The 25,360-nt window shown below is 66.8% G+C and carries 28 protein-coding genes; 24 read left to right on the forward strand and 4 right to left on the reverse strand.

Annotation, left to right across the window (positions count from 1 at the left end):
* Positions 1-57: 57 nt before the first annotated feature.
* The 3 genes from MTBSS4_RS06275 to MTBSS4_RS06285 are packed head-to-tail and all read left to right on the forward strand — an operon-like array spanning position 58 to position 2,515.
* Positions 58-573, forward strand: coding sequence for a TadE/TadG family type IV pilus assembly protein (locus MTBSS4_RS06275; RefSeq protein ID WP_173982545.1), 516 nt, complete (start codon positions 58-60; stop codon positions 571-573).
* A complete protein-coding gene (locus MTBSS4_RS06280) occupies positions 570-1,109 on the forward strand; it encodes a TadE/TadG family type IV pilus assembly protein (protein ID WP_173982546.1) in 540 nt (179 codons plus the stop codon). Before MTBSS4_RS06275 ends, MTBSS4_RS06280 begins: the two co-directional genes overlap by 4 nt.
* Positions 1,110-1,111: 2 nt before the next feature.
* Positions 1,112-2,515, forward strand: a complete 1,404-nt coding sequence (locus MTBSS4_RS06285) for a TadE/TadG family type IV pilus assembly protein (RefSeq protein WP_173982547.1) — start codon at positions 1,112-1,114, stop codon at positions 2,513-2,515.
* 14 nt (positions 2,516-2,529) lie between these two features.
* On the opposite strand, the gene MTBSS4_RS06290 is transcribed toward MTBSS4_RS06285, so the two are convergent.
* The gene (locus MTBSS4_RS06290; protein ID WP_173982548.1) at positions 2,530-3,285 is read right to left on the reverse strand and encodes a tetratricopeptide repeat protein; all 756 of its coding nucleotides are present in this window, start codon (positions 3,283-3,285) and stop codon (positions 2,530-2,532) included.
* Between the two features lie 171 nt (positions 3,286-3,456).
* Between MTBSS4_RS06290 and MTBSS4_RS06295 the strand changes: the two genes are divergently transcribed.
* Positions 3,457-3,909, forward strand: coding sequence for a pilus assembly protein N-terminal domain-containing protein (locus MTBSS4_RS06295; protein ID WP_254432414.1), 453 nt, complete (start codon positions 3,457-3,459; stop codon positions 3,907-3,909).
* A 313-nt stretch (positions 3,910-4,222) separates the two neighbouring features.
* Positions 4,223-5,032: a transglycosylase SLT domain-containing protein gene (locus tag MTBSS4_RS06300; protein ID WP_173982550.1), complete on the forward strand. Its 810-nt coding sequence runs from the start codon at positions 4,223-4,225 to the stop codon at positions 5,030-5,032.
* Here MTBSS4_RS06300 and MTBSS4_RS06305 read toward each other — a convergent pair.
* Both MTBSS4_RS06305 and MTBSS4_RS06310 read right to left on the reverse strand, forming a co-directional pair.
* Entirely contained in the window at positions 5,019-5,678 is a 660-nt protein-coding gene (locus MTBSS4_RS06305; protein ID WP_173982551.1) for a uracil-DNA glycosylase, read from the reverse strand. The two genes, MTBSS4_RS06300 and MTBSS4_RS06305, sit on opposite strands and share 14 nt — an antisense overlap.
* A complete protein-coding gene (locus tag MTBSS4_RS06310) occupies positions 5,675-6,247 on the reverse strand; it encodes an NYN domain-containing protein (RefSeq protein ID WP_173982552.1) in 573 nt (190 codons plus the stop codon). Before MTBSS4_RS06310 ends, MTBSS4_RS06305 begins: the two co-directional genes overlap by 4 nt.
* 167 nt (positions 6,248-6,414) lie before the next feature.
* Between MTBSS4_RS06310 and rpoZ the strand changes: the two genes are divergently transcribed.
* Positions 6,415-6,813 (forward strand): DNA-directed RNA polymerase subunit omega, encoded by a 399-nt coding sequence (gene rpoZ / locus MTBSS4_RS06315; RefSeq protein WP_173982553.1) that lies wholly within the window; start codon positions 6,415-6,417, stop codon positions 6,811-6,813.
* Positions 6,814-6,867: 54 nt separating this feature from the next.
* Here the strand turns inward: rpoZ and MTBSS4_RS06320 are convergent, their stop codons facing one another.
* Positions 6,868-8,103 (reverse strand): diguanylate cyclase, encoded by a 1,236-nt coding sequence (locus tag MTBSS4_RS06320; protein WP_173982554.1) that lies wholly within the window; start codon positions 8,101-8,103, stop codon positions 6,868-6,870.
* A 306-nt stretch (positions 8,104-8,409) separates the two neighbouring features.
* Here MTBSS4_RS06320 and MTBSS4_RS06325 point away from each other — a divergent pair, with 306 nt between their 5' ends.
* The 18 genes from MTBSS4_RS06325 to gloA all read left to right on the forward strand — a co-directional run bounded on the left by MTBSS4_RS06325 (position 8,410) and on the right by gloA (position 25,360).
* Complete coding sequence (locus tag MTBSS4_RS06325) at positions 8,410-9,507, forward strand: HD-GYP domain-containing protein (RefSeq protein WP_173982619.1); 1,098 nt, start codon at positions 8,410-8,412, stop codon at positions 9,505-9,507.
* Positions 9,508-9,515: 8 nt separating this feature from the next.
* Entirely contained in the window at positions 9,516-10,334 is an 819-nt protein-coding gene (gene mepA / locus MTBSS4_RS06330) for a penicillin-insensitive murein endopeptidase (protein WP_254432415.1), read from the forward strand.
* Between the two features lie 167 nt (positions 10,335-10,501).
* Positions 10,502-11,302, forward strand: coding sequence for a 30S ribosomal protein S2 (gene rpsB, locus MTBSS4_RS06335; RefSeq protein ID WP_173982556.1), 801 nt, complete (start codon positions 10,502-10,504; stop codon positions 11,300-11,302).
* Positions 11,303-11,416: 114 nt separating this feature from the next.
* Positions 11,417-12,343, forward strand: a complete 927-nt coding sequence (gene tsf / locus MTBSS4_RS06340; RefSeq protein WP_173982557.1) for a translation elongation factor Ts — start codon at positions 11,417-11,419, stop codon at positions 12,341-12,343.
* Between the two features lie 162 nt (positions 12,344-12,505).
* Complete coding sequence (gene pyrH, locus MTBSS4_RS06345) at positions 12,506-13,228, forward strand: UMP kinase (RefSeq protein ID WP_173982558.1); 723 nt, start codon at positions 12,506-12,508, stop codon at positions 13,226-13,228.
* Positions 13,229-13,244: 16 nt separating this feature from the next.
* Positions 13,245-13,817, forward strand: coding sequence for a ribosome recycling factor (gene frr, locus MTBSS4_RS06350; protein ID WP_173982559.1), 573 nt, complete (start codon positions 13,245-13,247; stop codon positions 13,815-13,817).
* A gap of 5 nt (positions 13,818-13,822) precedes the next feature.
* The gene (locus MTBSS4_RS06355) at positions 13,823-14,554 is read left to right on the forward strand and encodes an isoprenyl transferase (protein ID WP_173982560.1); all 732 of its coding nucleotides are present in this window, start codon (positions 13,823-13,825) and stop codon (positions 14,552-14,554) included.
* A gap of 7 nt (positions 14,555-14,561) precedes the next feature.
* Positions 14,562-15,341 (forward strand): phosphatidate cytidylyltransferase, encoded by a 780-nt coding sequence (locus tag MTBSS4_RS06360; protein WP_173982561.1) that lies wholly within the window; start codon positions 14,562-14,564, stop codon positions 15,339-15,341.
* 13 nt (positions 15,342-15,354) lie between these two features.
* Positions 15,355-16,518, forward strand: a complete 1,164-nt coding sequence (locus MTBSS4_RS06365; RefSeq protein WP_173982562.1) for a 1-deoxy-D-xylulose-5-phosphate reductoisomerase — start codon at positions 15,355-15,357, stop codon at positions 16,516-16,518.
* Positions 16,519-16,532: 14 nt separating this feature from the next.
* Positions 16,533-17,693 carry an RIP metalloprotease RseP gene (gene rseP, locus MTBSS4_RS06370; RefSeq protein ID WP_173982563.1) on the forward strand — a complete coding sequence of 387 codons (1,161 nt, stop codon included), beginning with the start codon at positions 16,533-16,535 and terminating at the stop codon, positions 17,691-17,693.
* Positions 17,694-17,737: 44 nt separating this feature from the next.
* Positions 17,738-20,008, forward strand: a complete 2,271-nt coding sequence (gene bamA / locus MTBSS4_RS06375) for an outer membrane protein assembly factor BamA (protein ID WP_173982564.1) — start codon at positions 17,738-17,740, stop codon at positions 20,006-20,008.
* A gap of 39 nt (positions 20,009-20,047) precedes the next feature.
* Positions 20,048-20,650, forward strand: a complete 603-nt coding sequence (locus tag MTBSS4_RS06380) for an OmpH family outer membrane protein (protein ID WP_254432416.1) — start codon at positions 20,048-20,050, stop codon at positions 20,648-20,650.
* Between the two features lie 4 nt (positions 20,651-20,654).
* Complete coding sequence (gene lpxD, locus MTBSS4_RS06385; RefSeq protein WP_173982566.1) at positions 20,655-21,674, forward strand: UDP-3-O-(3-hydroxymyristoyl)glucosamine N-acyltransferase; 1,020 nt, start codon at positions 20,655-20,657, stop codon at positions 21,672-21,674.
* A gap of 39 nt (positions 21,675-21,713) precedes the next feature.
* Positions 21,714-22,178 carry a 3-hydroxyacyl-ACP dehydratase FabZ gene (gene fabZ, locus MTBSS4_RS06390; protein ID WP_173982567.1) on the forward strand — a complete coding sequence of 155 codons (465 nt, stop codon included), beginning with the start codon at positions 21,714-21,716 and terminating at the stop codon, positions 22,176-22,178.
* A gap of 6 nt (positions 22,179-22,184) precedes the next feature.
* Positions 22,185-22,988: an acyl-ACP--UDP-N-acetylglucosamine O-acyltransferase gene (lpxA, locus tag MTBSS4_RS06395; protein ID WP_173982568.1), complete on the forward strand. Its 804-nt coding sequence runs from the start codon at positions 22,185-22,187 to the stop codon at positions 22,986-22,988.
* Entirely contained in the window at positions 22,978-23,805 is an 828-nt protein-coding gene (locus MTBSS4_RS06400) for an LpxI family protein (protein ID WP_173982569.1), read from the forward strand. Before lpxA ends, MTBSS4_RS06400 begins: the two co-directional genes overlap by 11 nt.
* Positions 23,802-24,965, forward strand: a complete 1,164-nt coding sequence (lpxB, locus tag MTBSS4_RS06405) for a lipid-A-disaccharide synthase (RefSeq protein WP_173982570.1) — start codon at positions 23,802-23,804, stop codon at positions 24,963-24,965. Before MTBSS4_RS06400 ends, lpxB begins: the two co-directional genes overlap by 4 nt.
* Positions 24,962-25,360, forward strand: coding sequence for a lactoylglutathione lyase (gene gloA / locus MTBSS4_RS06410; protein ID WP_173982571.1), 399 nt, complete (start codon positions 24,962-24,964; stop codon positions 25,358-25,360). The genes lpxB and gloA overlap by 4 nt, the downstream gene beginning before the upstream one ends.

The raw sequence follows: 25,360 nt of genomic DNA on the forward strand, positions 1-25,360 counted from the left end.
CTTACATGCACGGCCCGGCGCGCCCAGGCGTTCCGGCCGTCGAGAAAGGGTCTGGACATGCTGTCCCCGTTCCGCAGGCTGGGTCGCGACACCAAGGGAACCACCGCCATCGAATTCGCCCTGGCGGCGGTTCCCACCTTCATGATCCTGTTCGGCACCATCGAAATCGGCATGATGATCTTCGAGGAGGCGGTGGTGGAAGGCGCCACCCGCGAGGCCGCCCGCAAGGTCCGCACCGGCTCGGTCCAGGCCAGCGCCGATCCCCTGGGAGCGTTCAAGCAGACCTTCTGCGACAATCTGTTCGGCGTCTACGACTGCAATACGTTCAGCTTCGACGTCCGGACCTTCTCCGATTTCGCCGCCATCAACCTGCCGGCCATCCAGTACGATGCCAACGGTATTCCCTCGAACGTGGTGTTCCAGCCCGGCGGAGCCGGCAGCGTCACCACCGTCAGGGTCGCCCATCAGTATGTTTTCGCCACGCCGCTGGTGGGAACCATGATGGGAACCGGGGCCAGCAACAGCCTGCCCATCGTGGCGACCGCCGTCTTCAAGACGGAGCCCTACCAATGACCCGCCGCCGGCTCCGGTCCCTGGCCCGTGACAAGGGCGGTCTCGCCGCCCTGGAATTCGCCCTGATCCTGCCGCTGATGCTGACCGCCATGCTGGGGACGGTGGAGATTTCCAACTTGGTCAGTTCCTATTCCAAGGCGGTGTCGGCGTCGCAGACCGTGGCCGACCTCACCAGCCAATCGTCCAGCCTGACCACGTCGCAGATGAATTCCATCGTCGTCGCCGCCCAGCGGGTGCTGGACCCGCTCGCCAGCGACGCCACCAATCTCGGCATCGACATCGTCAGCGTCGGCTACGATTCCACCAACAAGCCGGTCAAGCTGTGGCAGTTCAGCTGGGGCAAGAGCGCGCCCTCGATTCCGCTGACCGGCGCCCAAGGGTTGGGCGTGGCGGGCGAAAGCGTCATCCTGGTGTCACTGTCTTACACCTGCATCCCCCTGATCCATCAGATCGTGCCCGAGATCACCTTCAACGAGGTGTCGTATTCGAGACCCAGGCTGGTCCGCAAGATCGCCCTGAACGGAGTGACGGGGTAGCCATGACACACCATTCGCCCGGACCGCTCTCGCGACTGATCCATTGCCGGCGCGGCAATATCGCGGTGATGTTCGCCCTCAGCCTGATCCCGGTCATCGCCAGCGTCGGCTTCGGCGTCGACATCACCCGGGCCTACGCGGTGAAAAGCCGCATGGCCGCCGCCCTGGACGCCGCCGCCCTGGCGGTGGGGTCCTCCACCGGCACCAATGCCCAGTTGCAGCAGGTGGGCAGCAACTTCTTCAACGCCAACTTCCCCTCCGGCACCCTGGACGCGACGCCGGCGGTCACTTTCACCGTCAACGGCGACATCATCACCGGCAGCGCCAGCGCGAGCATTCCGACGGTTATCATGAACGTGGTCGGCATCAACCAGCTGAACGTGGCCGCCACCAGTACGGTGATGCGCAAGATCACCGGCCTGGAACTGGCCATGGTGCTGGACAACACCGGCTCGATGACCTCCAACAACAATATCGGAGCCCTGCGCGACGCCGCCGCCAGCCTGCTGGACATCCTGTTCGGCAGCTACACCACCCATCCCACCCTGAAGATCGCCCTGGTCCCCTTTTCCGCCGCCGTCAATCCGGGGAACGAAGCCGCCGGGCTGGTGGGGGCGGGCTCGGCCCATGCCCCCACCGATCCGGCCGGCTGGAAGGGCTGCGTCATGGAGCGCGCCTCTCCCCACACCCACGCCGACGTACCCGCCTCGACCGCCCTGTGGGCGCGCTATGTCTGGCAGCCGGCGGTGGACAACAACTACAGCCTGTCCAACCCGTCCAGCATCCTGTCGAATCCGTCCTACGGCAACGGCAGCACCGGCCCCAATCTGGGATGTCCCACCGCCATCACGCCGCTGACCAATGTGAAGGCCGAGCTTCAGGGGGCGGTCAACGCCATGGCCGCCTGGAGCCGGGGCGGCACCCTGGGCGACATCGGCATGGCCTGGGGGTTGCGGGCGCTGTCGCCGGAACCGCCCTTCACCCAGGGGCAGCCCTGGGGAACCAAGGACCTGACCAAGGCGGTGATCCTGATGACCGACGGCAACAACGAGGTCTACAAGCTGCCCGGCGCGGCCGGTCCCAACAACAAGAACACCGCCGTCAATTCCGACTTCACCGCCTATGGCCGGCTGGATGAACTGGGCATGGTCGGCGCCACCACCATCAGCGGCGCCAGAACCATCATCGACGGGCGGCTGGCCACCCTGTGCGCCGAGATGAAGGCCAAGAACATCGTGGTCTATACGGTGACCTTCACGTCGAACCTGGCTTCAAGCACCAAGGACATCTACCGCAATTGCGCGTCGGACCCGCAGAAATACTTCGACTCGCCCACTCAGGCGGATCTGAAGAGCGCTTTTGCCGCCATCGCGGTGCAACTGAGCAACCTGCGCATCACCCAGTGATTCCGTCCGTCCCGCTACTGCCTGCCGGCCGCCGCCGCCAGGGCGCGCAGAATCTCGATGTTGGACCGGGCCATGTCGGGCGGCAGGTCGTGGCGGGCCAGTTTTTCCGCCTGGGCGGAATCGCCCTTCAGGGCCAGCAGCAGCGCCAGGTTCTGGCGGATCTGGGTGGTGGCGGCGGGCAGGTCGGCGGCCCGCGTCATCAGGGTCACCGCCTCGTCCAGCCGCCCGGCCAGGGCCAGCGACAGCGCCAGATTGTTCATCACCGGAGGATTGTCCGGCGACAGCGCCAGGGCGCGGGCATAGGCCGCCCTGGCCTCGTCGCCCAGTCCCTGGGTGTCGAGCACCACCGCCATGGCGGCATGGGCGTCCCAGCGTTCCGGCGCCGCCGCCAGGGCCTGGTCCAGGGTCCGGCGGGCCAGGGCCAGCCGGTCGGCGGCCAGATAGTCCTTGCCCAGTTCGATCAACAGGTCGGCATCGGCGGGAAAGCGGGGCAACAGCGTCTGGATGACGTCGGCGGCCGCTTGCGGCTGACCGCCATAGCGCAGGTTGCGGGCCAGGGCGACGGTGATGCCGCGATCCTCGGGCCGGCGGAGGTGGATGGTGCCGAGATGCTGCACCGCCCCCTTGTAGTCGCGGTTGGCCTCGGCGGCGGCGGCGGCGGCGCGCAGCGACGGTTCCACCGCCTCGGCCACGGCGCGTTCGCCATCCCCGGGAGAGCCGGCGCAGCCGGTCAGCAGCAGGATCGCGAGGAGGGCAGGGCGGACAGTCATGGACGCGGTCTCCGGCAACAGATGAAATCGCCTGAATTTTCGGTTAATTTGCATGGTTATTTGTTGGGCGTAAAACAAAACGGTCGTTGCTGTGCCGTTGCTTGGGCGCTATCATCGTGGGGCTAAGCATAACCTAATGGAGCGGGGCTGTCGATGCGTTCTGGATTGTCATTGGCCTTGCTTGCGGCCGGTCTGCTGGCTGCTCCGGCGGCTTGGGCCGGCGAGAGCATCGTGGTTCCGCTGGGCGGCGCCGTCGCCGTGCCGCTGAAGCAGGCCGCCCGGCAGGTGGTGGTCGGCAATCCCGCCATCGCCGACGTCACCGTGCAGGGCTCGCGCGGTCTCACCCTGTTCGGCAAGTATCCCGGCGGCACCACCCTGTCGGTGATCGACGGAGCCGGCAAGGTGGTGTTCGACGCCACCGTGGTGGTGTCGGCCGGTGGCGGCAACGCGGTGACGGTGCGCTACGGCACCGGCAAGACCTGGCAGCCGGGCGGAGTTTCCACCGTGGTCGAATGCGCCCCGGAACGCTGTTCGCCGCCCATGGGGATTCCCTCCGAGACTCCCTACAAGAGCGGTTCCGCCCCGGCGGCGGCTTCCGCGCCCGCCTCCGCTCCCGCCAGGTAGGCGTATGATGTTGCCGCCAAAAAAAACCGCCGGGTCGCCCCGGCGGCTTGAGTTTGGGAGGAAACGTCCAAGAAAGGCAACAAGGGACCGCCAGAGGGCTTTCCGTTTGTTGCAGTGCAATATATAGCGATTAAGATGCTGCACTGCAAGAGAAAAGCTGGGGGCAATTGATCGCGGCGTTGGAAAGTCATCCATTTACAATGGGTTGTCCTGCATGGGATACAGGTATGACCACCTGTCGTCACTGAGGCTGGCGTGGTTGGCACGGTCCGTGCAAGAATGATTGGCGAGACAGGGCATGCGGAGCGGAGCCATGATCATCGGACGGGCGATATGGGGAACGGCGGCATTCACCGTCATCCTGCTTGCCGCCGTCGCCGCCAGGGCGGTGGTTCCGGTGCATCCCGAGGCCGCCTGCGCCGCCGAGACCTCGTCCAGCGAACGTCTGTACGGTATTCCCGCCGCCCTGCTCCACTCCATCTCCATCGTCGAATCCGGCCGCTACAATTCGGACCGCCGGGCAGTTATTGCCTGGCCGTGGACGGTGATGGCGGAAGGCAAGGGGCGTTATTTTCCCACCAAGGCCGAGGCCATCGCCGAGGTGAGGAAGCTGAAGGCCGAGGGAGTCCGCAATATTGACGTCGGCTGCATGCAGATCAACCTGCGCTATCACCCCGACGCTTTCGCCAATCTGGACATGGCGTTCGACCCGGCGGCCAACGTCGCCTATGCCGCCCGCTTCCTGAAGGGGCTGTTCGACGCCACCGGCCACTGGCTGACGGCGGCGTCCTATTACCACTCCCAGACTCCCAACCTGGCCGCCGCCTATCGCGAGCGTCTGGTCAAGGTGTGGAACGGAACCGGTTCGGCCGCCACCCAGGTGGCTTCGGCGCCGCCGCGCGGCATCAGGCCGGTGCCGCACGCCCCGGCGCTGACGGCGGTTCCTGGATCGCCCAGAGTGGAGGAGGCCCGCCGCGCCTGGCGCGAGCAGGCGGCCCTGGAGCGTCAGGAGGCCAGCCGCATCGCCGCCGCTTACCGCACCGCCAGGGTGGCGGAATATCAGCTGCGCCGCGCCCGCTTCATGGACGCCAGGGCCGGCCTGTCCGCCGCTACTCGCCAGTAATTGCGTCCAGCAGGGTTTCGACCGCCGCCACGAACATGGCCTCGGTCAGACGCCGCGTGTTGGTGTTGTAGCGCGAGCAATGATAGCTGTCGACCAGCACCGGACCGGAGCCCAGGCGGTGCAGCGCGCCATGGCCAAAGGGATGGGCCGATTTGCGGTGGCCCAGGGCGGTCAGCACCTGATCGTGGGATTCGCGGCCCAGGCACAAGATGCCGCGCAGACGGGGCATGGCCGCGATCTCGGCGGCCAGGAACGGCCGGCAGGCGGCGAATTCGGCCGGCAGCGGCTTGTTGGCCGGTGGTACGCAGCGGGCGGCGTTGGTGATGCGGCAATCCACCAGGATAAGGCCGTCGTCGATGCGGGCGTCATAGGGTCCGCTCGCCAGTCCCAGCCGGATCAGGGTGGAATAGAGCAGGTCGCCGGCGTAGTCGCCGGTGAAGGGGCGGCCGGTACGGTTGGCGCCCTTCAGTCCCGGCGCCAGCCCCACCACCAGGACGCGGGCGTCCAGGGTGCCGAACGACGGCACCGGATCGTGATACCAGCCGGGCCACGCGACGCGGTTGGCGCGCCGGAAATCGGCCAGACGGGGGCACAGCGGGCAGTCGGATTCGGGCTGGTGCCGCCGGGTCTCGGCCGCGTCCGTCAATCCATGTCGCCTTGCGGGACGGAACGGTCGTCGCGGGGGCCGAGGGACCGGGCGATCTGCTGTTCCAGGTCCAGCAGCTCGACGAAGGTGTCGGCCTGGCGGCGCAATTCATCGGCGACCATGGGGGGCTGCGAGCGGATGGTGCTGACCACGGTGACGCGCACGCCCTTGCGCTGGACCGCCTCGACCAGCCGGCGGAAATCGCCGTCGCCCGAGAACAGCACCACATGGTCCAGGTACTGGCACATCTCCATGACGTCGATGGCCAGTTCGATGTCCATGTTGCCCTTGATCTTGCGGCGGCCGGCGGCGTCGGTGAACTCCTTGGTCGGCTTGGTGACCATGGTGTAGCCGTTGTAGTCCAGCCAATCCACCAGCGGACGGATCGGGGAGTATTCCTGATCCTCCATCAGGGCGGTGTAGTAGAAGGCGCGAATCAACCGCCCCCTGGCGGCGAACAGCTGGAGCAGCTTCTTGTAGTCGATGTCGAAGCCCAGGGCGCGGGCCGCCGAGTACAGGTTCGAGCCATCGATGAACAGGCCGATTCTCTCTGTTGAATAGAATTGCATCGCTGTTCTTTCTTGAAATATGTGTGGATCGGCTATTGTGATCGGGGTATAATGACCCACGTTATGCGTATGCGGGCTGAACTGCAAGTGTCTGGCGCTTGCGTTCCCCCCGGCCCGGCATATATAAGCTGACTTCTTTCGCTATCCGGACAGTTCAAGGATCACCGATGGCCCGCGTTACGGTTGAAGACTGCGTTCTCAAGGTTCCCAATCGCTTCGAGCTGGTGCTGATGGCCGGCCAGCGCGCCCGCGACATTTCCTCCGGCGCCCGGCTGACGGTGGAACGCGACAACGACAAGAATCCGGTGGTGGCCCTGCGCGAGATCGCCGACGAGACGGTTCCGCTCGACGGCTTGCAGAACGCCCTGATCCAGGGGCTGCAAAAGCACGTCGAGGTGGACGAGCCGGAGGAGGACGAGATGGAGGGTTTCATCCCCGATGGGGATCTGGCCTTCGAGACCGTCGCCAACGAGGACGAGATGGTCGAGGACGGCATGTCCATCAACGAGAACGGCGTCGATTTCGATCCCGACGCGGCCGGCGGCGATCCGCTCGGCGAGGACTGAGCCGCTCCGGCCCTCTTCCCGCCGCGATGCGGGGGAGAGGGCCGGCCGCGCCTGTCAGAAGATATCCCTGTCACCGAATTTCAGCACCACGCCGCCCGGCAGGACGGCGCGGTCGCGGCCGCCGCGTTTCGCCTCGTACATGCGCTGGTCGGCAAGCTCGATCAGTTGCGGCCAGTCGCTGACATTGTCGGCGTTGCGCTCGGCCACCCCGATGGAGGCGGTCATGGGGGTTCCGTCGGGGCGGAGTCCGAAGCCGCTCTGACGCAGCCGTTCAAGCAGGATCTTGGCGCCGTCGGCTCCGGTCTCGGTCAGGATGGCGACGAATTCCTCGCCGCCCCAGCGCACCAGCACGTCGCCGCGCCGCAATCCCTCCCGCAGCTTGTCGGCCAGTCCCCTCAGCGCCTTGTCGCCCTCGTCGTGGCCATAGGTGTCGTTGATGGACTTGAACTTGTCGAGATCGAAGAACGCCACCGCCATGGGCGTGTTCTTCATGGCCGCCAGACGATACTGAAGGTCCAGCGCCTCGCCTCCCGACCGCCGGGTATAGGCCCCGGTCAGGGGGTCGATCATGGCGCGGTTGACCAGGGCGGTGATGTAGTGAAGCTGGCTCATGCCCGAGAACATGGCCACCCCCATCACCAGCACCATCAGCCACAGCATGGGACCGTGCTGGTCCAGCGACAGCGCCTCGCCGCCCATGATCAGGCCGGCCACCGCGAAGATGAAGGCCGGCGCCGAGAACAGCGCCACCTCGAAGGCGGTCAGCGGAAAAATGGCGAGCCCGGCCAGGACGATGTTGGGCATCAGGGCGTACATCTTGGTGACCAGCAGGGCGGTGCCGGTGACCTGGAGATCGGCGGTGATCACGATGGACAGCAGGTAGAATACCGGCGGCACCAGCAGCATGACCATCAGCATGGCGTCGGCCTGAATCCGGGTCTTCCCCATGGTCCAGGGCCAGGCCAGCAGCAGGAAGATCGCGCCGGAGGCCAGCCGCAGCGCCGTCATCTGCGCCCATTGCGGCCAGGGAAAGACGAACCAGTCGATGATCGACCACAGCGGCACCATCACCGCGAACAGGGCGGCCACCAACTGGATGCGCGAGATGATCACCGAGGCGGCGTGGCGGCGGATGTGGGGGGAATGGCGCAGCGGCACCAGCAGGTCGAAGAACTGGCCCCAGGTGATCTTGATGGGGGCGAACAGGTGGGCGGCGAAGGACCGCCAGCCCTTTGGGGATTCGATGTCGTCGGCGATGATATCGGGTTGGATACGCCCGGGATGGTTCAAGATATCTCTCCGCTTGGACGGCCGGGAACTGGGGTCCGGCGAGGGGTGGAGGCTATTGAAGTATCCACAATTTTTCAATGGATATTGTGTGTCGTCCCAGGGGCTCGCCCCACCGCCTCGGACCAGCATCCCGTTGTGGGTATGTCCATGGTATCGCCCTTGATTCCACAAGTATTTCCGGGCAGAAGTGGTCATACCGCATTTGACCGGAGGCGCGGTCATAGGCTATGATTAAATTGATTTTTGTCAAGACTTTGGAGCATTGGTGACGCCGTGGTCCCGCAGCAGGGGAAGTCATTGCCGGACATGCACCAGGGGCTGGCCGACCGCCTGATCTGTCTTCATGACGAGATCAAGGGCGATGCCGATCTGATGGAGCTCAGCCGCATCGCCGTCGCCATCTACGACGAGACCAGCGACATCCTGAAAACCTTCGTCCATTCCAGCGAGACCGCCAATCCGCTGGATCACGCCTCGGCCCGGCTGTCCGCCATGCCGACGCTGAGGACGCTGGCCATGACCGGCGGCCGGCGCACCATCAACGACCTGGAGGCGGTGGCCGAATCCGGGCAGGATCAGGCCCGCCGGCTGCTGTCGTTCGGCTATCGCTCCAGCTACACGGTTCCCATCCGCTCCAAGGGACGGTTCTACGGCTTTTTGTTCCTGAACTCGTTTCGGAAGGATTTCTTTTCCCCCCAGGTGATCCATCGGCTGCGCCCCTATGCCGAACTGATGGCCCAGGTGATCCTGCGCGAACTCGACACCGTCCGGATGATGCACGCGGCGGTGAAGGTCATCCGGCAGGTCTCCACCGCCCGCGACGAGGAGACCGGCGCCCATCTCGCCCGCATGGCCGCCTATGCCCGCCTGATCGCCCTCCGGCTGGCAGCGCGCCATGGCCTCAGCGACGAGTTCGTGGAATACGTCTACCAGTTCGCCCCCATCCACGACGTGGGCAAGATTTCCGTGCCCGATCACATCTTGCTGAAGCCGGCCCGGCTGAGCCCTCATGAAATCAAGGTGATGCAGGGGCATGTGAGCAAGGGCGTCGAGATCATCGACATGATGGCCGCCAATTTCGGCATCCAGTCGCTGCCCCATTTCCGCATCCTGCGCAATATCGTCGCCTGTCATCACGAGGCGCTGGACGGCAGCGGCTATCCCAACGGCCTGTCGGGCGAGGCGGTTCCGCTGGAGGCCCGCATCTCGGCGGTCGCCGACGTGTTCGACGCCCTGACGTCGGAACGGCCGTACAAGAAGGCCTGGACCAACCGGGAGGCCTTCGATCTTCTGCGGGAGAATTCCGGCGGGAAGTTCGATGCGGAATGCGTCGCGGCCCTGCTGGAAAGCGAGGCCGAGATCGTTTCCATCCAGGCCCGGGTCGAACAGACGGTGTTCGATTGAAGCGGGCGGTGGCTGCCGCGCTGGTCCTGCTGTCGGCCATTCCGGGACCGGTTCTGGCCCAGCCGCAGGATGGCTGGTCGTCGGTACGCCGGCCGCTGGCCGGGGCGCCGGCGGTGATCGGCTCGGCCGCCGCCGGCTGCGTCCAGGGCGCCCAGGCGCTGCGTCTGGAAGGCGAGAACCATCAGGCGCTAAGGCCGGCGCGGCATCGCTACTGGGGGCATCCGGCCACCGTCGCCTTCGTCGAGGATTTGGCGCGGACGGCGGCGGCCGAGGGCATCGGCCGTCTGCTGATCGGCGACATGGCCCAGCCTCGGGGCGGCCCGATGTCGTTCGGCCATGCCAGCCACCAGAACGGCCTGGACGTTGATATCTGGTTCCGGCTGTCTCCCGAGCGGCTTGGCGCCGACGAACTGAATTCGCCCCGTCCGGCGCGCATGGTCGCCGCCGACCGCCTGGGGGTCTCGGCCGAGTGGATGCCGGCCCAGGCCCGCCTGCTGGAACTGGCGGCCCGGTCCGGGCGGGTCGAGCGCATCTTCGTCAATCCCGTCATCAAGCAGGCGCTGTGCCGGTCGCATCCGGCGGATGATCGCGGCTGGCTGGGCAAGCTGAGGCCCTGGTGGGGGCATGACGAGCATTTCCACGTCCGGCTGGCCTGCCCGGCCGACAGTCCCGATTGCGAACCCCAGAAGCCGTTTCCCGAGGGCGACGGCTGCGGCGAGGAATTGTCGTCGTGGCTGGTCAGGCCCACGTCGCCGGCTCCGCCCGACAAGGCCCATGTCCAGAGCCGCCGGCTGCCCGAGGCGTGCCGCGGCATTCCGGCCCGCTGAATCCGTTCATGCCCCTTGCAAATCACCGCGCAAGGGCGTAGAACCCGGCCACCAATCCGCACGCGGGATCGCGGCGGCGGCGTGTTTGCGTCGTCCGTTCGCTCCGGTGTCGAGCCATGCTCGACTACTCCCGCGGAGGTTCAACCGGAGAAGCAAAGGATTTTCCGATGGCTCTGCCCAATTTCACCATGCGTCAGCTCGTCGAGGCCGGCGTCCATTTCGGCCACAACACCCGCCGCTGGAACCCGAAGATGTCGTCGTACCTCTTCGGCATCCGCAATGGCATTCACATCATCGACCTCCAGCAGAGCGTGCCGATGCTGCATCGCGCCATGCAGGCGGTGCGCGACGTGACCGCCGGCGGCGGCCGCGTCCTGTTCGTCGGCACCAAGCACCAGGCGTCGCCCATCGTCGCCGAGGCGGCGCGGCGCTGCGGCCAGTACTTCGTCAACCACCGCTGGCTCGGCGGCATGCTGACCAACTGGAAGACCATTTCCAATTCGATCAAGCGCCTGCGCGAATTGGACGAGCAGCTGGCCTCGGGCGCCCTGTCGGGCCTGACCAAGAAGGAACAGCTGGTGCTCCAGCGCGAGCGCGACAAGCTGGAACGCGCCCTGGGCGGCATCAAGGAGATGGGCGGCTTGCCCGATATCCTGTTCATCATCGACACCAACAAGGAGCAGCTGGCGGTTCAGGAAGCCAACAAGCTGGGCATCCCGGTGGTGGCGGTGCTGGACTCGAACTCGGACCCGGCCGGCGTCACCTATCCGGTTCCCGGTAATGACGACGCCATCCGCGCTATCCAGACCTATTGCGATCTGATGGCCGGCGCCGTGCTCGACGGCATCCAGGCCGAGATCACCCGCAGCGGCGGCGATGTCGGCGCCAGCGCCGAGGCCCCGGTGGAGCAGATCCCCGAAGTGGCCGAGGCCGCCGCCGAAGAGGCCGCGCCCGCCCAGTCGGCCTGAACCGCGTGTGAGTATCGGAATGGCGGCGACACACGTTCGCCGCCATTCGCTTGAGAGATCATCCGTGTCCTTTTAGGGCTCCGCGGGAGCCTTTATCCGAGAGAGGGAAGACCCATGGCCGAAATTACCGCTTCGCTGGTCAAGGAACTGCGCGAGAAGACCGGCGCCGGCATGATGGATTGCAAGAAGGCGCTGGGCGAGACCGCCGGCGACGTCGAGGCCGCCATCGACTGGCTGCGCAAGAAGGGCCTGGCCGCCGCCGCCAAGAAGGCCGGCCGCGTCGCCGCCGAGGGGCTGGTGGGCGTCGCCGCCGTCGGCACCCGGGGCGTCGCCGTCGAGGTCAACGCCGAGACCGATTTCGTCGCCCGCAACGAACAGTTCCAGGGCTTCGTGTCGGCCGTGGCCGCCGTCGCGCTGGACAAGGGCGGCGACGTGGCCGCCATCAACGCCGCCGAATGCCCCGGCGCCGGCAAGACCGTGGCCGAGCAGCTGACCGCGCTGATCGCCACCATCGGCGAGAACATGAACCTGCGCCGCGCCGTCCGCCTGGAAGTGTCCAGCGGCGTCGTCGCCTCCTACGTCCACTCCTCCATCGCTCCCGGTCTGGGCAAGATCGGCTGCCTCGTCGCCCTGGAATCCACCGGCGACCAGGCCCGCCTGACCGAACTGGGCAAGCAGCTGGCCATGCATGTGGCCGCCGCCAATCCCCAGTTCCTGGACCCCAGCTCGGTCGATGTCGCCGCCCTGGAGCGCGAGACCGCCGTCCTGACCGACCAGGCCAAGGCCTCGGGCAAGCCGGCCGCCGTCATCGAGAAGATGGTCGAGGGCCGCATCCGCAAGTATTACGAGGAAGTCTGCCTGGTCGAGCAGATCTTCGTCATCGACCAGGAGAACAAGATCTCCAAGGTGCTGGAGACCGTCGGCAAGGAGATCGGCGCGCCGGTCAAGCTGACCGGCTTCGTCCGCTTCGCCCTGGGCGAGGGTATCGAGAAGGAAGAGAAGGACTTCGCCGCCGAAGTGGCCGCCCAGCTCGGCCGCTGACGTCGCGCGGCCATCCGCTCCGTGACCTCCGGGCCGCCTTTCCCGCGAAGGCGGCCCGGTTTCCCCGACAAGGGGCGCGACAGGCGGACGGAATGGTGTATGATCGCCGCCGCCCGCCGCCGTGAAACATCGATGCCGGCCTCACCAGACCCGAGGGAGACCATGGACAGCGACGCCAAATTCCGCCGCGTTCTCCTCAAGATTTCCGGCGAAGGCCTGATGGGAACCCGTGAATACGGGCTCGATCCCGCCACCGTCGAACGCATCGCCCGCGAGGTGAAGTCGGTTCGCGACCTCGGAATCGAGGTCTGCGTCGTCATTGGCGGCGGCAATATCTTCCGCGGCGTCTCCGGCGCCTCCAGCGGCATGGAACGCGCCGCCGCCGACAACATGGGCATGCTGGCCACCGTCATCAACGCCCTGTCGGTGCAAAACGCGCTGGAGCGGGTCGGCTGCGAGACCCGCGTCCAGTCGGCCATCGTCATGCCGACGGTGTGCGAGGCCTTCATCCGCCGCCGCGCCATCCGCCATCTCGAAAAGGGGCGGGTGGTGATCTTCGCCGCCGGCACCGGCAACCCGTTCTTCACCACCGACACCGCCGCCGCGCTCCGCGCCGTCGAGATGGGCTGCGACGCCCTGCTGAAGGCGACCCAGGTGGACGGCGTCTATTCCGCCGATCCCAAGAAGGTCAGGGACGCCACCCGCTATGACCGCCTGACCTTCAACGACGTGATTTCCCGCGATCTGGCGGTCATGGATACCTCCGCCATCGCGCTGTGCCGCGAGAACCGGGTTCCCATCGTGGTGTTCGACCTGCACCGCCCCGGCGCCTTCGCCGAAGTGGTGTCGGGCCGCGGGCTGTTCACCATCATCGCGAACGAATAGGAAAGGGGAGTCGATCGTGTCCGCTCCGACCAACTGGAACGACCTCAAGAAGGACGTGTCGCGCCGCATGGACAGCGCCCTCGAAGTCCTGAAGAAGGAATTCACCGGCCTGCGCTCGGGCCGCGCCTCGGTCAATCTGCTGGACCCGGTGGTGGTCGAGGCCTATGGCCAGACCATGCCGCTGTCCCAGTGCGGCACCGTCGGCGTGCCCGAGCCCCGCATGCTGACCGTGCAGGTGTGGGACAAGAGCCAGGTCAAGGCGGTGGAAAAGGCCATCCGCGATGCCGGCCTCGGTCTCAACCCCCAGGCCGACGGCCAGATGATCCGCGTGCCGATTCCGGCGCTCAACGAGGAACGCCGCAAGGAATTGCAGAAGGTGGCCGGCAAGTATGCCGAGCAGGCCCGCGTCTCGGTCCGCAACGTGCGGCGCGACGGCATGGACACGCTGAAGAAGATGGAAAAGGACGGTCACGTCTCGGAGGACGAGATCAAGAAGCACGAGAAGGAAATCCAGCTTCTGACCGACGACACCATCAAGAAGATCGACGAACATCTGGCGCACAAAGAAAAAGAAATCATGCAGGTTTAGACGGAATGGAACCCGCCCCGTCCCACGCCGGCCCGCCGCCGCCGCCCACCCATGTCGCCATCATCATGGACGGCAACGGGCGTTGGGCCAAGGCGCGGGGGCTGCCTCGAACCGCCGGGCACAAGCGGGGCGCCGAAGCCGTCCGCCGCACGGTCGAGGCCGCGCGCGAGATGGGGGTGTCCTACCTGACGCTGTACGGCTTTTCGTCCGAGAACTGGAAGCGTCCGGCCGGCGAGGTGTCGGACCTGATGGGCCTGCTGCGCCTCTATCTGAGGAGTGAGGTCGCCGCCCTTCACAAGAACGGCATCCGTCTCAAGGTGATCGGCGACCGCAACCGTCTGGGCGCCGACATCGTCCGGCTGATCGACGAGGCTGAGGCGAAGACCGCCGCTAACGTCGCCCTTACCCTGGTGCTGGCCCTGTCCTACGGCGGCCGGCAGGAGATGGTCGAGGCGACCCGGCGCATCGCCGCCGATGTCGCCGCGGGACGGCTGGCGCCCGACGCCATCGACGAAGGCGTGGTCGCCGGCCATCTGTTCACCGCCGGCATTCCCGACCCCGACCTGATCATCCGCACCAGCGGCGAGCAGCGGATCAGCAATTTCCTGCTGTGGCAGGGAGCCTATGCCGAACTGGTGTTCATGGAGACCCTGTGGCCGGAATTCGGCCGTGCCGAACTGGAAAACGCCATCCGCGACTATCATGGCCGCGACCGCCGCTACGGCGCCACCAAGTGACCGCCGCGTGCTGAAGACCCGTGCCCTTTCCGCTCTGGCCCTGGCGCCGCCGGCTCTGCTGGCCACCTGGGCCGGCGGCTACGCCTTCGCCGCCATGGTGGCGCTGGCGGCGGCGCTGATGTGCTGGGAGTGGCACCGCATCGCCCTCGGCGGCTTTGGCAGGGCGGGGCAGGCCGCAGCGGCGGGATGCGTCGCCGCCTCCATCCTGGCCGTGTCCCATCCGGCGGCGGCGATGGCCGTCGTGGCGGCGGCGGCGGCGCTGATGGCGGTGATGGCCGGCCGCGCCGGCCGCGCCTGGGCTACGGGCGGCCTGCTGTATGTCGGATTGCCCTCGGTGGCGCTGGTCTGGCTGCGTCTGGACCCGGTCTTCGGCGAGGCGGTGGTGTGGTGGCTACTGCTGATGGTGTGGGCGACCGACATCGGCGCCTATGCCTGCGGCCGGCTGATCGGCGGGCCGCTGCTGCTGCCGGCGGTCAGTCCCAAGAAGACCTGGGCCGGGCTGCTGGGCGGCATGGCGTCGGCCGCCCTGGTCGGACCGCCGGTGGCCTGGGCCTTCGGCCTGTCCGCTCCTGGCGCGGTGATGGCCCTCGGCGCCGTCGGCGCCGTGGTGGCGCAGGCCGGCGACCTGTTCGAGTCCTGGGTCAAGCGCCGTTGGAACGTCAAGGATTCCAGCGGCATCATTCCCGGCCATGGCGGCGTGCTGGACCGCGTCGATGGCCTGCTGTCCGCCGCGCTGGCCGTGGCGGTCCTGACATTGGCCGGCGGCCGTTCGGTCCTGGCCTGGTGAAAGAGGTATCGCGATGAGCGCAAGACGGGGCGTCACCATTCTCGGCTCGACCGGGTCCATCGGCTGCAACACGGTGGAACTGATCGAAGCCCGTCCCGATCTCTACCGGGTCGAGGCGCTGGTGGCCAATTCGCGGGTCGACATCCTGGCCGATCAGGCGCGGCGGCTGAAGGCGAGGCTGGCGGTGGTGGCCGACGAGGCCGCCTATCCCGCCCTGAGGGATGCCCTGGCCGGAACCGGCATCGAGGCGGCCGCCGGTCCCGGGGCGGTGATCGCCGCCGCCGAGCTGCCGGCCGATTGGGTGATGGCCGCCATCGTCGGCGCCGCCGGCCTGGCCCCCACCCTGGCGGCGGCGCGGCGCGGCGCGGTGATCGGCCTGGCCAACAAGGAATGCCTGGTCTGCGCCGGCCAGCTGATGATGGCCGAGGTGCAAAAGCACGGCGCCACCCTGCTGCCGGTGGATTCCGAGCATTCCGCCATCTTCCAGGTGTTTGAGTTCGACCAGAAGGACAAGATCGAGAAGATCATCCTGACCGCCTCGGGCGGGCCGTTCCGCACCAGGACCCGCGACGAGATGGCCGACATGACCCCGGAACAGGCGGTGGCCCATCCCAACTGGTCCATGGGCGCCAAGATATCGGTGGATTCCGCCTCCATGTTCAACAAGGGGCTGGAACTGATCGAAGCCCATCATCTGTTCGACATGCCGGAGGAACGGATCGACATCGTCGTCCATCCCCAATCGGTGATTCACTCGCTGGTGGCCTATGTGGACGGCTCGGTGCTGGCGCAGCTGGGCTCGCCCGACATGCGCACCCCCATCGCCTACGCCCTGGGCTGGCCCAACCGGATAGAGGCGCCCGCGCCCAAGCTCGATCTGGCCGCCATCGCCACCCTGACCTTCGAGGCCCCGGACCCGGTGCGCTTTCCGGCGTTGCGTCTGGCGCGCCAGGCGTTGCGGGCCGGCGGTTCGGCGGCGGCGGTGATGAATGCCGCCAACGAGGTGGCGGTGGCCGCCTTCCTTGATCGCCGCATCGGTTTCCTCGACATCGCCCAGGTGGTCGAGCGGACGATCGAAGGGGTGGAGCATTGCAATCTCGGCTCCATTGACGATGTTCTTGCCCAGGACCACAAGGCGCGCGCGTTCGCATCCGCCACGGTCGGGCGCGTTTCCTGATTGACCGGAGCACCATGGAACTTTCGACCCTGCTGAACAGCGTGATCCACGGAGTCTGGTACTACGTGGTGATCTTCCTGCTGATCCTGACCGTGGTGGTGTTCGTCCACGAGATGGGGCATTTCCTGGTGGCCCGCTGGAACGGGATACGGGTGGATGTCTTCTCCATCGGCTTCGGGCCGGAGGTCTGGGGCTGGACCGATCCCAAGACCGGCACGCGCTGGCGGTTCAGCCTGGTGCCGCTGGGCGGTTACGTGAAGTTCTTCGGCGACGCCGACGCCGCGTCGGCCACCGGCGACGACCGCCCCATGACCGACGAGGAGAAGGCGGTCTCGTTCCAGCACAAGCGGGTGGGGCAGCGCGCCGCCGTGGTGTTCGCCGGACCGGCCGCCAATTTCATCTTCGCCATCCTGGGCCTCGCCGGACTGTTCCTGGTCCTCGGCCAGGCGGTGACCGAACCGGTGGTCGGCGCCGTCCAGGCCGGCTCCGCCGCCGAGGCCGCCGGGCTGCGGGCCGGCGATCGCATCAACGCCATCAACGGCACTCCGGTCGATCGTTTCCAGGACATCCAGCGCATTGTCCGCATTGAGATCGAGCGGCCGCTGGACCTGTCGGTTCAGCGCGGGACCGAAACCCTCGCCATCGAGGCCAGGCCGAAGGTGGTCCAGCGCAAAGGCGTGTTCGGCGACATGGAGAAGGTGCCGGTGTTGGGCATCGCCGCCGATTCGGCGCGCACCACCCTGATCAGTCATACGCCGGGCTCCGCCCTGGCCGAGGCGCTGCGCGAGACCGAGGGCATGGTCCGCTCCACCTTCATCGGCATCGGCCAGATGATCAACGGGACCCGCGACAGCGACGAACTGGGCGGTCCCATCAGAATCGCCAAGGGTGCAGGCGAGGCCGCCCAGTTGGGGCTGTCCAGCGTAGTGTTCTACACGATTTTGCTGTCCCTCAATCTGGGGCTGATCAATCTGTTTCCTATCCCTGTGCTGGACGGCGGCCATCTTGTTTTCTACGCCATCGAGGCGATTCTTGGCCGTCCCCTGGGAGAACGGGCCCAAGAATATGGTTTCCGAGTCGGGCTGTTTCTGGTATTGGCGTTGATGGTCTTTGCCACCAGGAATGACATCGTGGCGTTGCCCATCTGGCAAGTGGTGAAGCAGCTGTTTTCGTGACCCAGGTCCGCGAATCGGTGTGGCGGACCTGAAGGGGGGGCTCGATGCGTTTCGTGCTGTTGTCGGTCGTGCTCGCAGGCCTGCTGGTGGGGTCGTTCGCCGCCGTGGCCCAGGAGGGCGGGAGCGTCCGATCCATTTCGGTGCAGGGAACCCAGCGCATCGAGGTCGAGACCGTCAAGTCCTACATGACCATCGCCGAGGGCGACCTCTACGATCCCGACCGGATCAACCGTTCGTTGAAGGCGCTGTTCAACACCGGTCTGTTCAAGGACGTGTCGTTTCGCCGCGAAGGCGACCAGCTGGTGGTGCGGGTGATCGAGAACCCCATCATCAATCGCATCGCCTTCGAGGGCAACAAGCGCCTCAACAGCGAGCAGTTGCAGACCGAGGTGCAACTGCGCCCGCGCACGGTCTATACCCGCTCGAAGGTCCAGAACGACGTCAAGCGCATCCTGGAACTCTACCGCCGCAGTGGCCGTTTCGCCGCCGTGGTCGAGCCCAAGCTGATCGAGCTGGAGCAGAACCGCGTCGACCTGGTGTTCGAGATCAGCGAGGGCCAGTCCACCAATGTCCGCCGCATCTCCTTCGTCGGCAACAAGCGCTATGACGAGGACAAGCTGCGCGAGGTCCTTCACACCAAGGAGGAGCGCTGGTATCGCTTCCTGTCCTCCGACGACACCTACGATCCCGACCGCGTCACCTATGACCGCGAGCTGCTGCGCCGCTTCTACCTGAAGCGCGGCTATGCCGATTTCCGGGTGTCGTCGGCGATCGCCGAACTCACCCCCAATCGCGACGGCTTCTTCATCACCTACACCATCGAGGAAGGCGAGCGCTTCGCGTTCGGCAAGTCGACCATCAACGCCAGCCTGCGCGATCTCAAGGCCGAGGAACTCGTTCCGCTGCTGGAGAGCGAGGAGGGCGACTGGTACAACGCCGATCAGGTCGAGGATATCGTCCAGAAGCTGACCACCGCCGTCGGAACCAAGGGTTACGCCTTCGTCGACGTGCGCCCCCAGGTCAACCGCAACGCCGAAACCAAGACCATCGACATCGTCTACAACATCCAGGAAGGCCCGCGGGTCTTTGTCGAGCGCATCGATATTTCCGGCAACGTCCGCACCCTGGACAGGGTGATCCGCCGCGAATTCCGACTGGTGGAGGGAGACGCCTTCAATTCGGCCAAGCTGCGCCGGTCCCAGCAGCGTATTCGCGATCTCAACTTCTTCGAGAAGGCCGAAGTCACCAACGTCCCGTCCGACAGCGCCCCCGACCGCACCGTCATCAAGGTCAACGTCCAGGAGAAGTCCACCGGCGAACTGTCCCTGGGCGTCGGCTATTCCACCTTGATCGGTCCCATGATCGAGGCGTCGCTGCGCGAGCGCAATCTGCTGGGCCGTGGCCAGGATGTCCGTCTGGCGGGCCTGCTGGGCACCAAGCGGACCCAGATCGACTTCTCGTTCACCGAACCCTATTTCCTGGAACGCGAGATCGCCGCCGGATTCGACCTGTTCGCCATGGAGCGCAAGCTTCAGGATGAAAGCTCGTACAGCGCGACCACCGAGGGCGGCGGCCTGCGGATCGGCTACCAGATCACCGAGCCGCTGCGCCAGGACTGGAAGTACACCCTGAAGCAGGACACGGTGAAGTCGGTCAACACCTCCTCGCGCTATATCCGCGAGCAGGTCGGCTCGCGCATCACGTCGTCGGTGTTGCAGTCCGTCACCTACGACAAGCGCGACAGCCGCATCGAGCCTTCCGAGGGCTATTTCCTGCGTGGCATCACCGAGGCCGCCGGTCTTGGCGGCGACGCCCATTACCTGCGCGGAACCGCCATGGCGGGTCAGTATTTCCCGCTGTGGGTGGAGCGCTGGGTCCTGTCGCTGACCGCCAGCGGCTCGTACATCTATGGGTTGGGCGAGCGCGTGCGCATCACCGACCGCTTCTATGCCGGCGGCGATTCCCTTCGCGGTTTCGCCACCGGCGGCGTCAGTCCCCGCGACAAGCAGACCAACGATGCCCTTGGCGGCAACTGGATGGCTACCGGTTCGGCGCAGGTTCGCTTCCCGCTCGGCCTGCCGGAGGAATTCGGCGTCATGGGCCACACCTTCACCGACGTGGGAACGGTCGGGCAGGCGGACGTGGACGATCTCTCGGACGTCAACCATGCCAGTTCCATCCGCATTTCCGCCGGCTTCGGCCTGTCGTGGAAATCGCCCATGGGGCCGGTCGCCATCGATATCGGCTATCCGCTGGTGAAGGAGGCCTTCGACGAGAAGGAAATCTTCAAGTTCAGCTTCGGAACCAGGTTCTAGCCGTTGTCCCGGATGTCCGATACCAGAGGTCGATCGAGGATGAGGGCCTGGCTGGCGGCGGCGGCCCTGGCCGTGGCCACGGTCACGGCCGGCCCGGCCTTGGCCCAGAAGGCCCCCGCCGCCGCTCCGGTGTCCATCATCATCGTCGATGTCCAGGCCGCCCAGCGGGAATCCCTGGCGGGCAAGGCCCTGCTCGCCCAGCGCGACAAGTACCAGCAGAGCTTCCAGCACGAATTCAATACCGCCCGCCAGCAATTGCAGGCCGCCGACCAGGAGCTGGCCAAGCAGAAGGGCGGCCTGACCCAGGAAGCCTACGAGCGGAAGGCCAAGGAACTGGAACAGCGGGTGATCGCCTTCCAGCGGCGGACCCAGGTGGCGGTCCGCGCCCTGGACAAGTCGACCGAACTGGCCGGGGCCGAACTGATGAACGGAATCCTTGGCATCACCGGCGAGATCGCCAGCGAGATGGGGGCCAATCTGGTGCTGCCCAAGCAGCAGGTGGTGCTGCACGAGCCGCGTATGGACGTGACCGGTCTGGTGATCGAGCGGCTGAACCGCCGGATGTCCACCATCAATTTCCCCGTTCCGGTGGTTGACGAGCCCGCCCAGGCTCCGGCCGGAACCAAGCCGGGCAGGAAGTAGAGTCATGGCCGATTCGAGATTCTTCACCGTCTCCGGACCGTTCAGCCTGGGCCGGCTGGCGGATGTCGCCGTTGCCGTTCCCTCTGCCGGGGCCGATCCGGAGACGATGTTCGCCGACGTGGCGCCGCTGGAGACCGCCGGCGCCTCGGACGTGTCGTTTCTGGACAACAGGAAATACGTGGCGGCGTTCCAGGCCAGCAAGGCCGGGCTGTGCGTCGTCGCGCCCGAGATGGTGGACAAGGCCCCCGCCGGCATGGCCCTGCTGGTGTCGAAGGACCCCTATCGGTCCTATGCCCGCATCGCCCAGGCCTTCTACCCGGTTCCGGCTCCCGATCCCTGGGTGGCGCCCACCGCCTGGGTCGATCCCGACGCCACCATCGGCGAGGGGTGCCGCATCGAGCCGGGCGCGGTGATCGAGGCCGGCGCCGAGGTCGGGCCGCGCTGCCGCATCGGCGCCAACGCCGTCATTGGCAGGGGGGTGCGTCTTGGCGAGGATTGCATCATCGGCGCCAACGCCACCGTTTCCCATGCCCTGCTGGGGCGTCGGGTCAACATCTATCCGGGAGCGCGGATCGGCCAGGACGGCTTCGGCTTCGCCATGGGGCCGGAAGGGCACCTGAAGGTGCCGCAGCTGGGGCGCGTCGTCATCGGCGACAATGTCGAGATCGGCGCCAACGCCACCATCGACCGCGGCGCCGGGCCGGATACGGTGATCGGCGACGGCTGCATGATAGACAACCTGGTCCAGATTGGGCACAACGTCCAGATGGGGCGCGGCTGCGTGATCGTGTCGCAGGTGGGCATCTCGGGCTCGACCCGGCTGGGCGATTTCGTCGCCGCCGGCGGTCAGGCCGGGCTTACCGGCCATCTCAAGATCGGCTCGGGGGCGCGTATCGCCGCCCAGGCCGGGGTGATGCGCGACGTCGGGCCGGGCGAGACCGTGGGCGGCGCCCCGGCGGTGCCCATGGCCGACTGGCTGCGCCAGAGCGCCATCCTGGCCAGGATGGCGCGCAAGAAGGGTTGAGTTGCATTCGGGACCGGTATCGACAAGGCAGGGCTGCATATGGACACTACCGTCAACGACCAGGGCAAGGTCATCGACATCAGCCGGATCATCCAGATGATCCCCCACCGCTATCCCTTCCTCATGGTGGACAGGGTAGTCGAAGTCGTGGCCAACGAAAGCGCCGTCGGCATCAAGAACGTCACCATCAACGAGCCGTTCTTCCAGGGGCATTTTCCCTCGCGGCCGGTATTTCCGGGCGTGCTGATCATCGAGGCCATGGCCCAGACCGCCGCCGTCCTGGTGGTCGAGACCCTGGGGCCGTCGGCCGAGGGCAAGCTGGTCTATTTCATGAGCGTCGAGGGCGCCCGTTTCCGCAAGCCGGTGGGGCCGGGCGACCAGCTTCACATCCATGTCACCAAGGAACGCTCGCGCGGCAATGTCTGGAAATTCCGTGGCGAGGCCAAGGTGGATGGGACCCTGGTCGCCGAGGCGACCTATGCCGCCATGATCCTGGATGAATAGGACACGATGACCAACATTCACCCCACCGCGCTGGTCGATTCCAGGGCCGAGATCGCCGCCTCCGCCGTCGTCGGTCCGTTCTGCGTGATCGGTCCCGAGGTCCGTCTGGACGACGACGTCGAACTGGTCTCGCATGTGGCGGTGGCGGGGCGGACCGTCATCGGCGCCGGCACCCGCGTCTTTCCCTTCGCCTCCATCGGTCACCGGCCGCAGGACCTGAAGTATCGCGGCGAGCCCTCGACCCTGGAGATCGGCCGCAACAACCAGATCCGCGAGCATGTCACCATGAATCCCGGCACCGAGGGCGGCGGCATGGTGACGCGGGTGGGCGATAACTGCCTGTTCATGGCCAGCGCCCATGTGGCGCATGACTGCATCCTGGGCGACAACGTCATCATGGCCAACAACGCCACCCTGGCCGGCCATGTCCTGGTGGGGGAATTCGCCTTCCTGGGCGGGTTGTGCGCGGTGCACCAGTTCGTGCGCATCGGACGCCATGCCATGATCGGCGGCATGTCCGGGGTCGAGGCCGACGTGATTCCGTTCGGCACCGTCATCGGCAACCGCGCCCATCTCAACGGTCTCAACATCGTCGGGCTGAAGCGGCGCGGCTTTTCCCGCGACGACATCCACACCCTGCGCAACGCCTATCGCCTGCTGTTCGCGCCGGAAGGAACGTTGCAGGAGCGGTTGTCGGACGTGGAGGAGCAGTTCCAGGGCAACGCGGCGGTGATGGAGATCGTTGCGTTCATCCGTTCGGATTCGTCGCGCTCGCTCAGCACTCCCAAATTCACCGGCGATGCGGGCTAAGCTCGGCATCGTGGCGGGGGGGGGCGAGCTTCCCGGGCTCGTCGCCGCCGCCTGCCGGGCCGAGGGGCGCGATTACCACATTCTGGCGCTTAGCGGCCACGCCGATCCCCTGGTGATCGGCGATGGGCCGGCCGACTGGATTCGGCTGGGCGAGGCCGGAACCGGTTTCGACAAGCTGCGCCAGGCCGGTGTCGCCGAGGTGGTGATGATCGGGCCGGTGCGCCGGCCGTCCATTGGCGAACTTGCCCCTGATTTCCGCACCGCCCGCTTTTTCGCCCGGGTCGGGCTGAAGGCTTTGGGGGACGACGGCCTGCTGCGGGCGGTGGTGGCCGAGCTGGAGGGCGAGGGGTTCAAGGTGGTGGGGGTCGACGAGGTGCTGTCCGACTGCCTTGCCGTCCCCGGCCGCTATGGCCGTCATGCCCCGGATGCCCAGGCCGAGGCCGATATCGCCCGCGGCGTCCAGGTGGCGCGGGGTCTGGGGGCGCTGGACGTCGGTCAGGCGGTGGTGGTGCAGCAGGGCATCGTGCTGGGGGTCGAGGCTGTCGAGGGCACCGACCGGCTGCTGGCCCGCTGCGGCGACCTGGCCCGCCAGGGACCGGGGGGAGTGCTGGTCAAGCTGAGAAAGCCCGGCCAGGACCGTCGCGTCGACCTGCCCACCATTGGCGCCGCCACCCTTGCCAACGCCGCCGCCGCCGGGTTGCGCGGCGTCGCGGTCGAGGCGGGCGGAGCCCTGGTGCTGGGGCGCGACGCCGTGGCGGCCGAGGCCGACCGGCTGGGTCTGTTCGTGGTCGGCATCGGGAGCGGGGAGGGCGAATGACCCTCATCTACGTCATCGCCGGCGAACCCTCGGGCGATCTGCTCGGCGGCCGTCTGATGGCCGCCCTGAAAAAGCGCGGCGGTGGGCGGGTGCGTTTCGCCGGCATCGGCGGCGAGGCCATGCGCGCCGAGGGGCTGGACAGTCTGTTCCCCATGTCGGAATTGTCGGTCATGGGGCTGGTGGAGGTGCTGCCGCGCCTGCCCAACATCTTCCGCCGCATCGGCCAGACCCTGGCCGACATCGAGGCGAAGCGGCCCGACGCGGTGCTGACCATCGATTCCTGGGGATTCACCGGCCGCATTCATGCCGGACTGAAGAAACGCGGTTCGAGCATCCGCCGCATCCACTACGTCGCTCCCATGGTGTGGGCCTGGAAGTCGGGACGGACCAGGACCCTGGCCCGCGTCCTCGACCTGCTGCTGACCTTGCTGCCCAACGAGCCGGAATGGTTCGAGAAGGAGGGCCTGCGCAGCGTCCATGTCGGTCATCCGGTCATCGAGGGCGATGCCGGCAAGGGCGACGGCGCCGCCTTTCGCGCCCGTCACGGCATTCCAGCCGAGGCCAAGGTGGTCTGCGTGCTGCCCGGTTCCCGCCATTCCGAGACCGGGCGGCTGCTGAAGCCCTTCGCCGGGACGCTGGCCCTGTTGTCGGCGCGTCATCCCGGCCTGTGGGCGGTGGCGCCCACTGTGGAGACGGTGGCCGGCGAGGTCGCCGCCGCCGCCCGCTTCTGGCCCTGTCCCAACGTGGTCGTCCGTGGAACGGCGGAAAAGCACGACGCCTTCGCCGCCTGCGACGTCGCCCTGGCGGCATCGGGGACGGTGGCGCTGGAACTGGCCATGGCCGGGCTGCCGGCGGTGATCGCCTACAAGGTGTCCCGGCTGTCCGCCTTCATTGCCACCCGCTTCCTGGGGCTCAACCTCAAATTCGTCACCCTGGTCAACATCCTGGTGGACGAAAGGGTGATGCCGGAACTGCTTCAGGACGATTGCCGCCCCGATCGGCTGGCCGCGGCGGTGGAGCGTCTGCTGCTTGACGCCCCGGCGCGGCAGGCCCAGGTGGAAGGCGCGCGGCGCGCCCTGGTCAAGCTGGGTCTGGGCGGCGACAGTCCCAGCGCCAAGGCGGCCGCGACGGTGCTGGATTTCATCGGAGAGACCACATGAACGACAGCGGTTGGAAATTTCTGCACGCCATGATCCGGGTCGGCGACCTGGACCGGTCCATCGACTTCTACACCCGCCTGCTGGGCATGAAGCTGCTGCGTCGGCAGGATTATCCCGAGGGGCGCTTCACCCTGGCCTTTGTCGGCTATGGCGGCGAGGCGGACAATACCGTCGTCGAGCTGACCCATAACTGGGATACGCCGTCTTACGACCTGGGCGGCGGCTTCGGCCATCTCGCCCTGGGGGTTGGCGACATTCACGCCGCCTGCGCCCGGCTGGAATCCGAAGGCGCCAGGATCGTGCGGGCGCCAGGCCCCATGAAGCACGGCTCGACCGTCATCGCCTTTGTCGAGGACCCGGACGGCTACCGGATCGAACTGATTCAAGGCAAGTAG

Source organism: Magnetospirillum sp. SS-4, from assembly GCF_902729425.1.
Classification (GTDB): domain Bacteria; phylum Pseudomonadota; class Alphaproteobacteria; order Rhodospirillales; family Magnetospirillaceae; genus Phaeospirillum.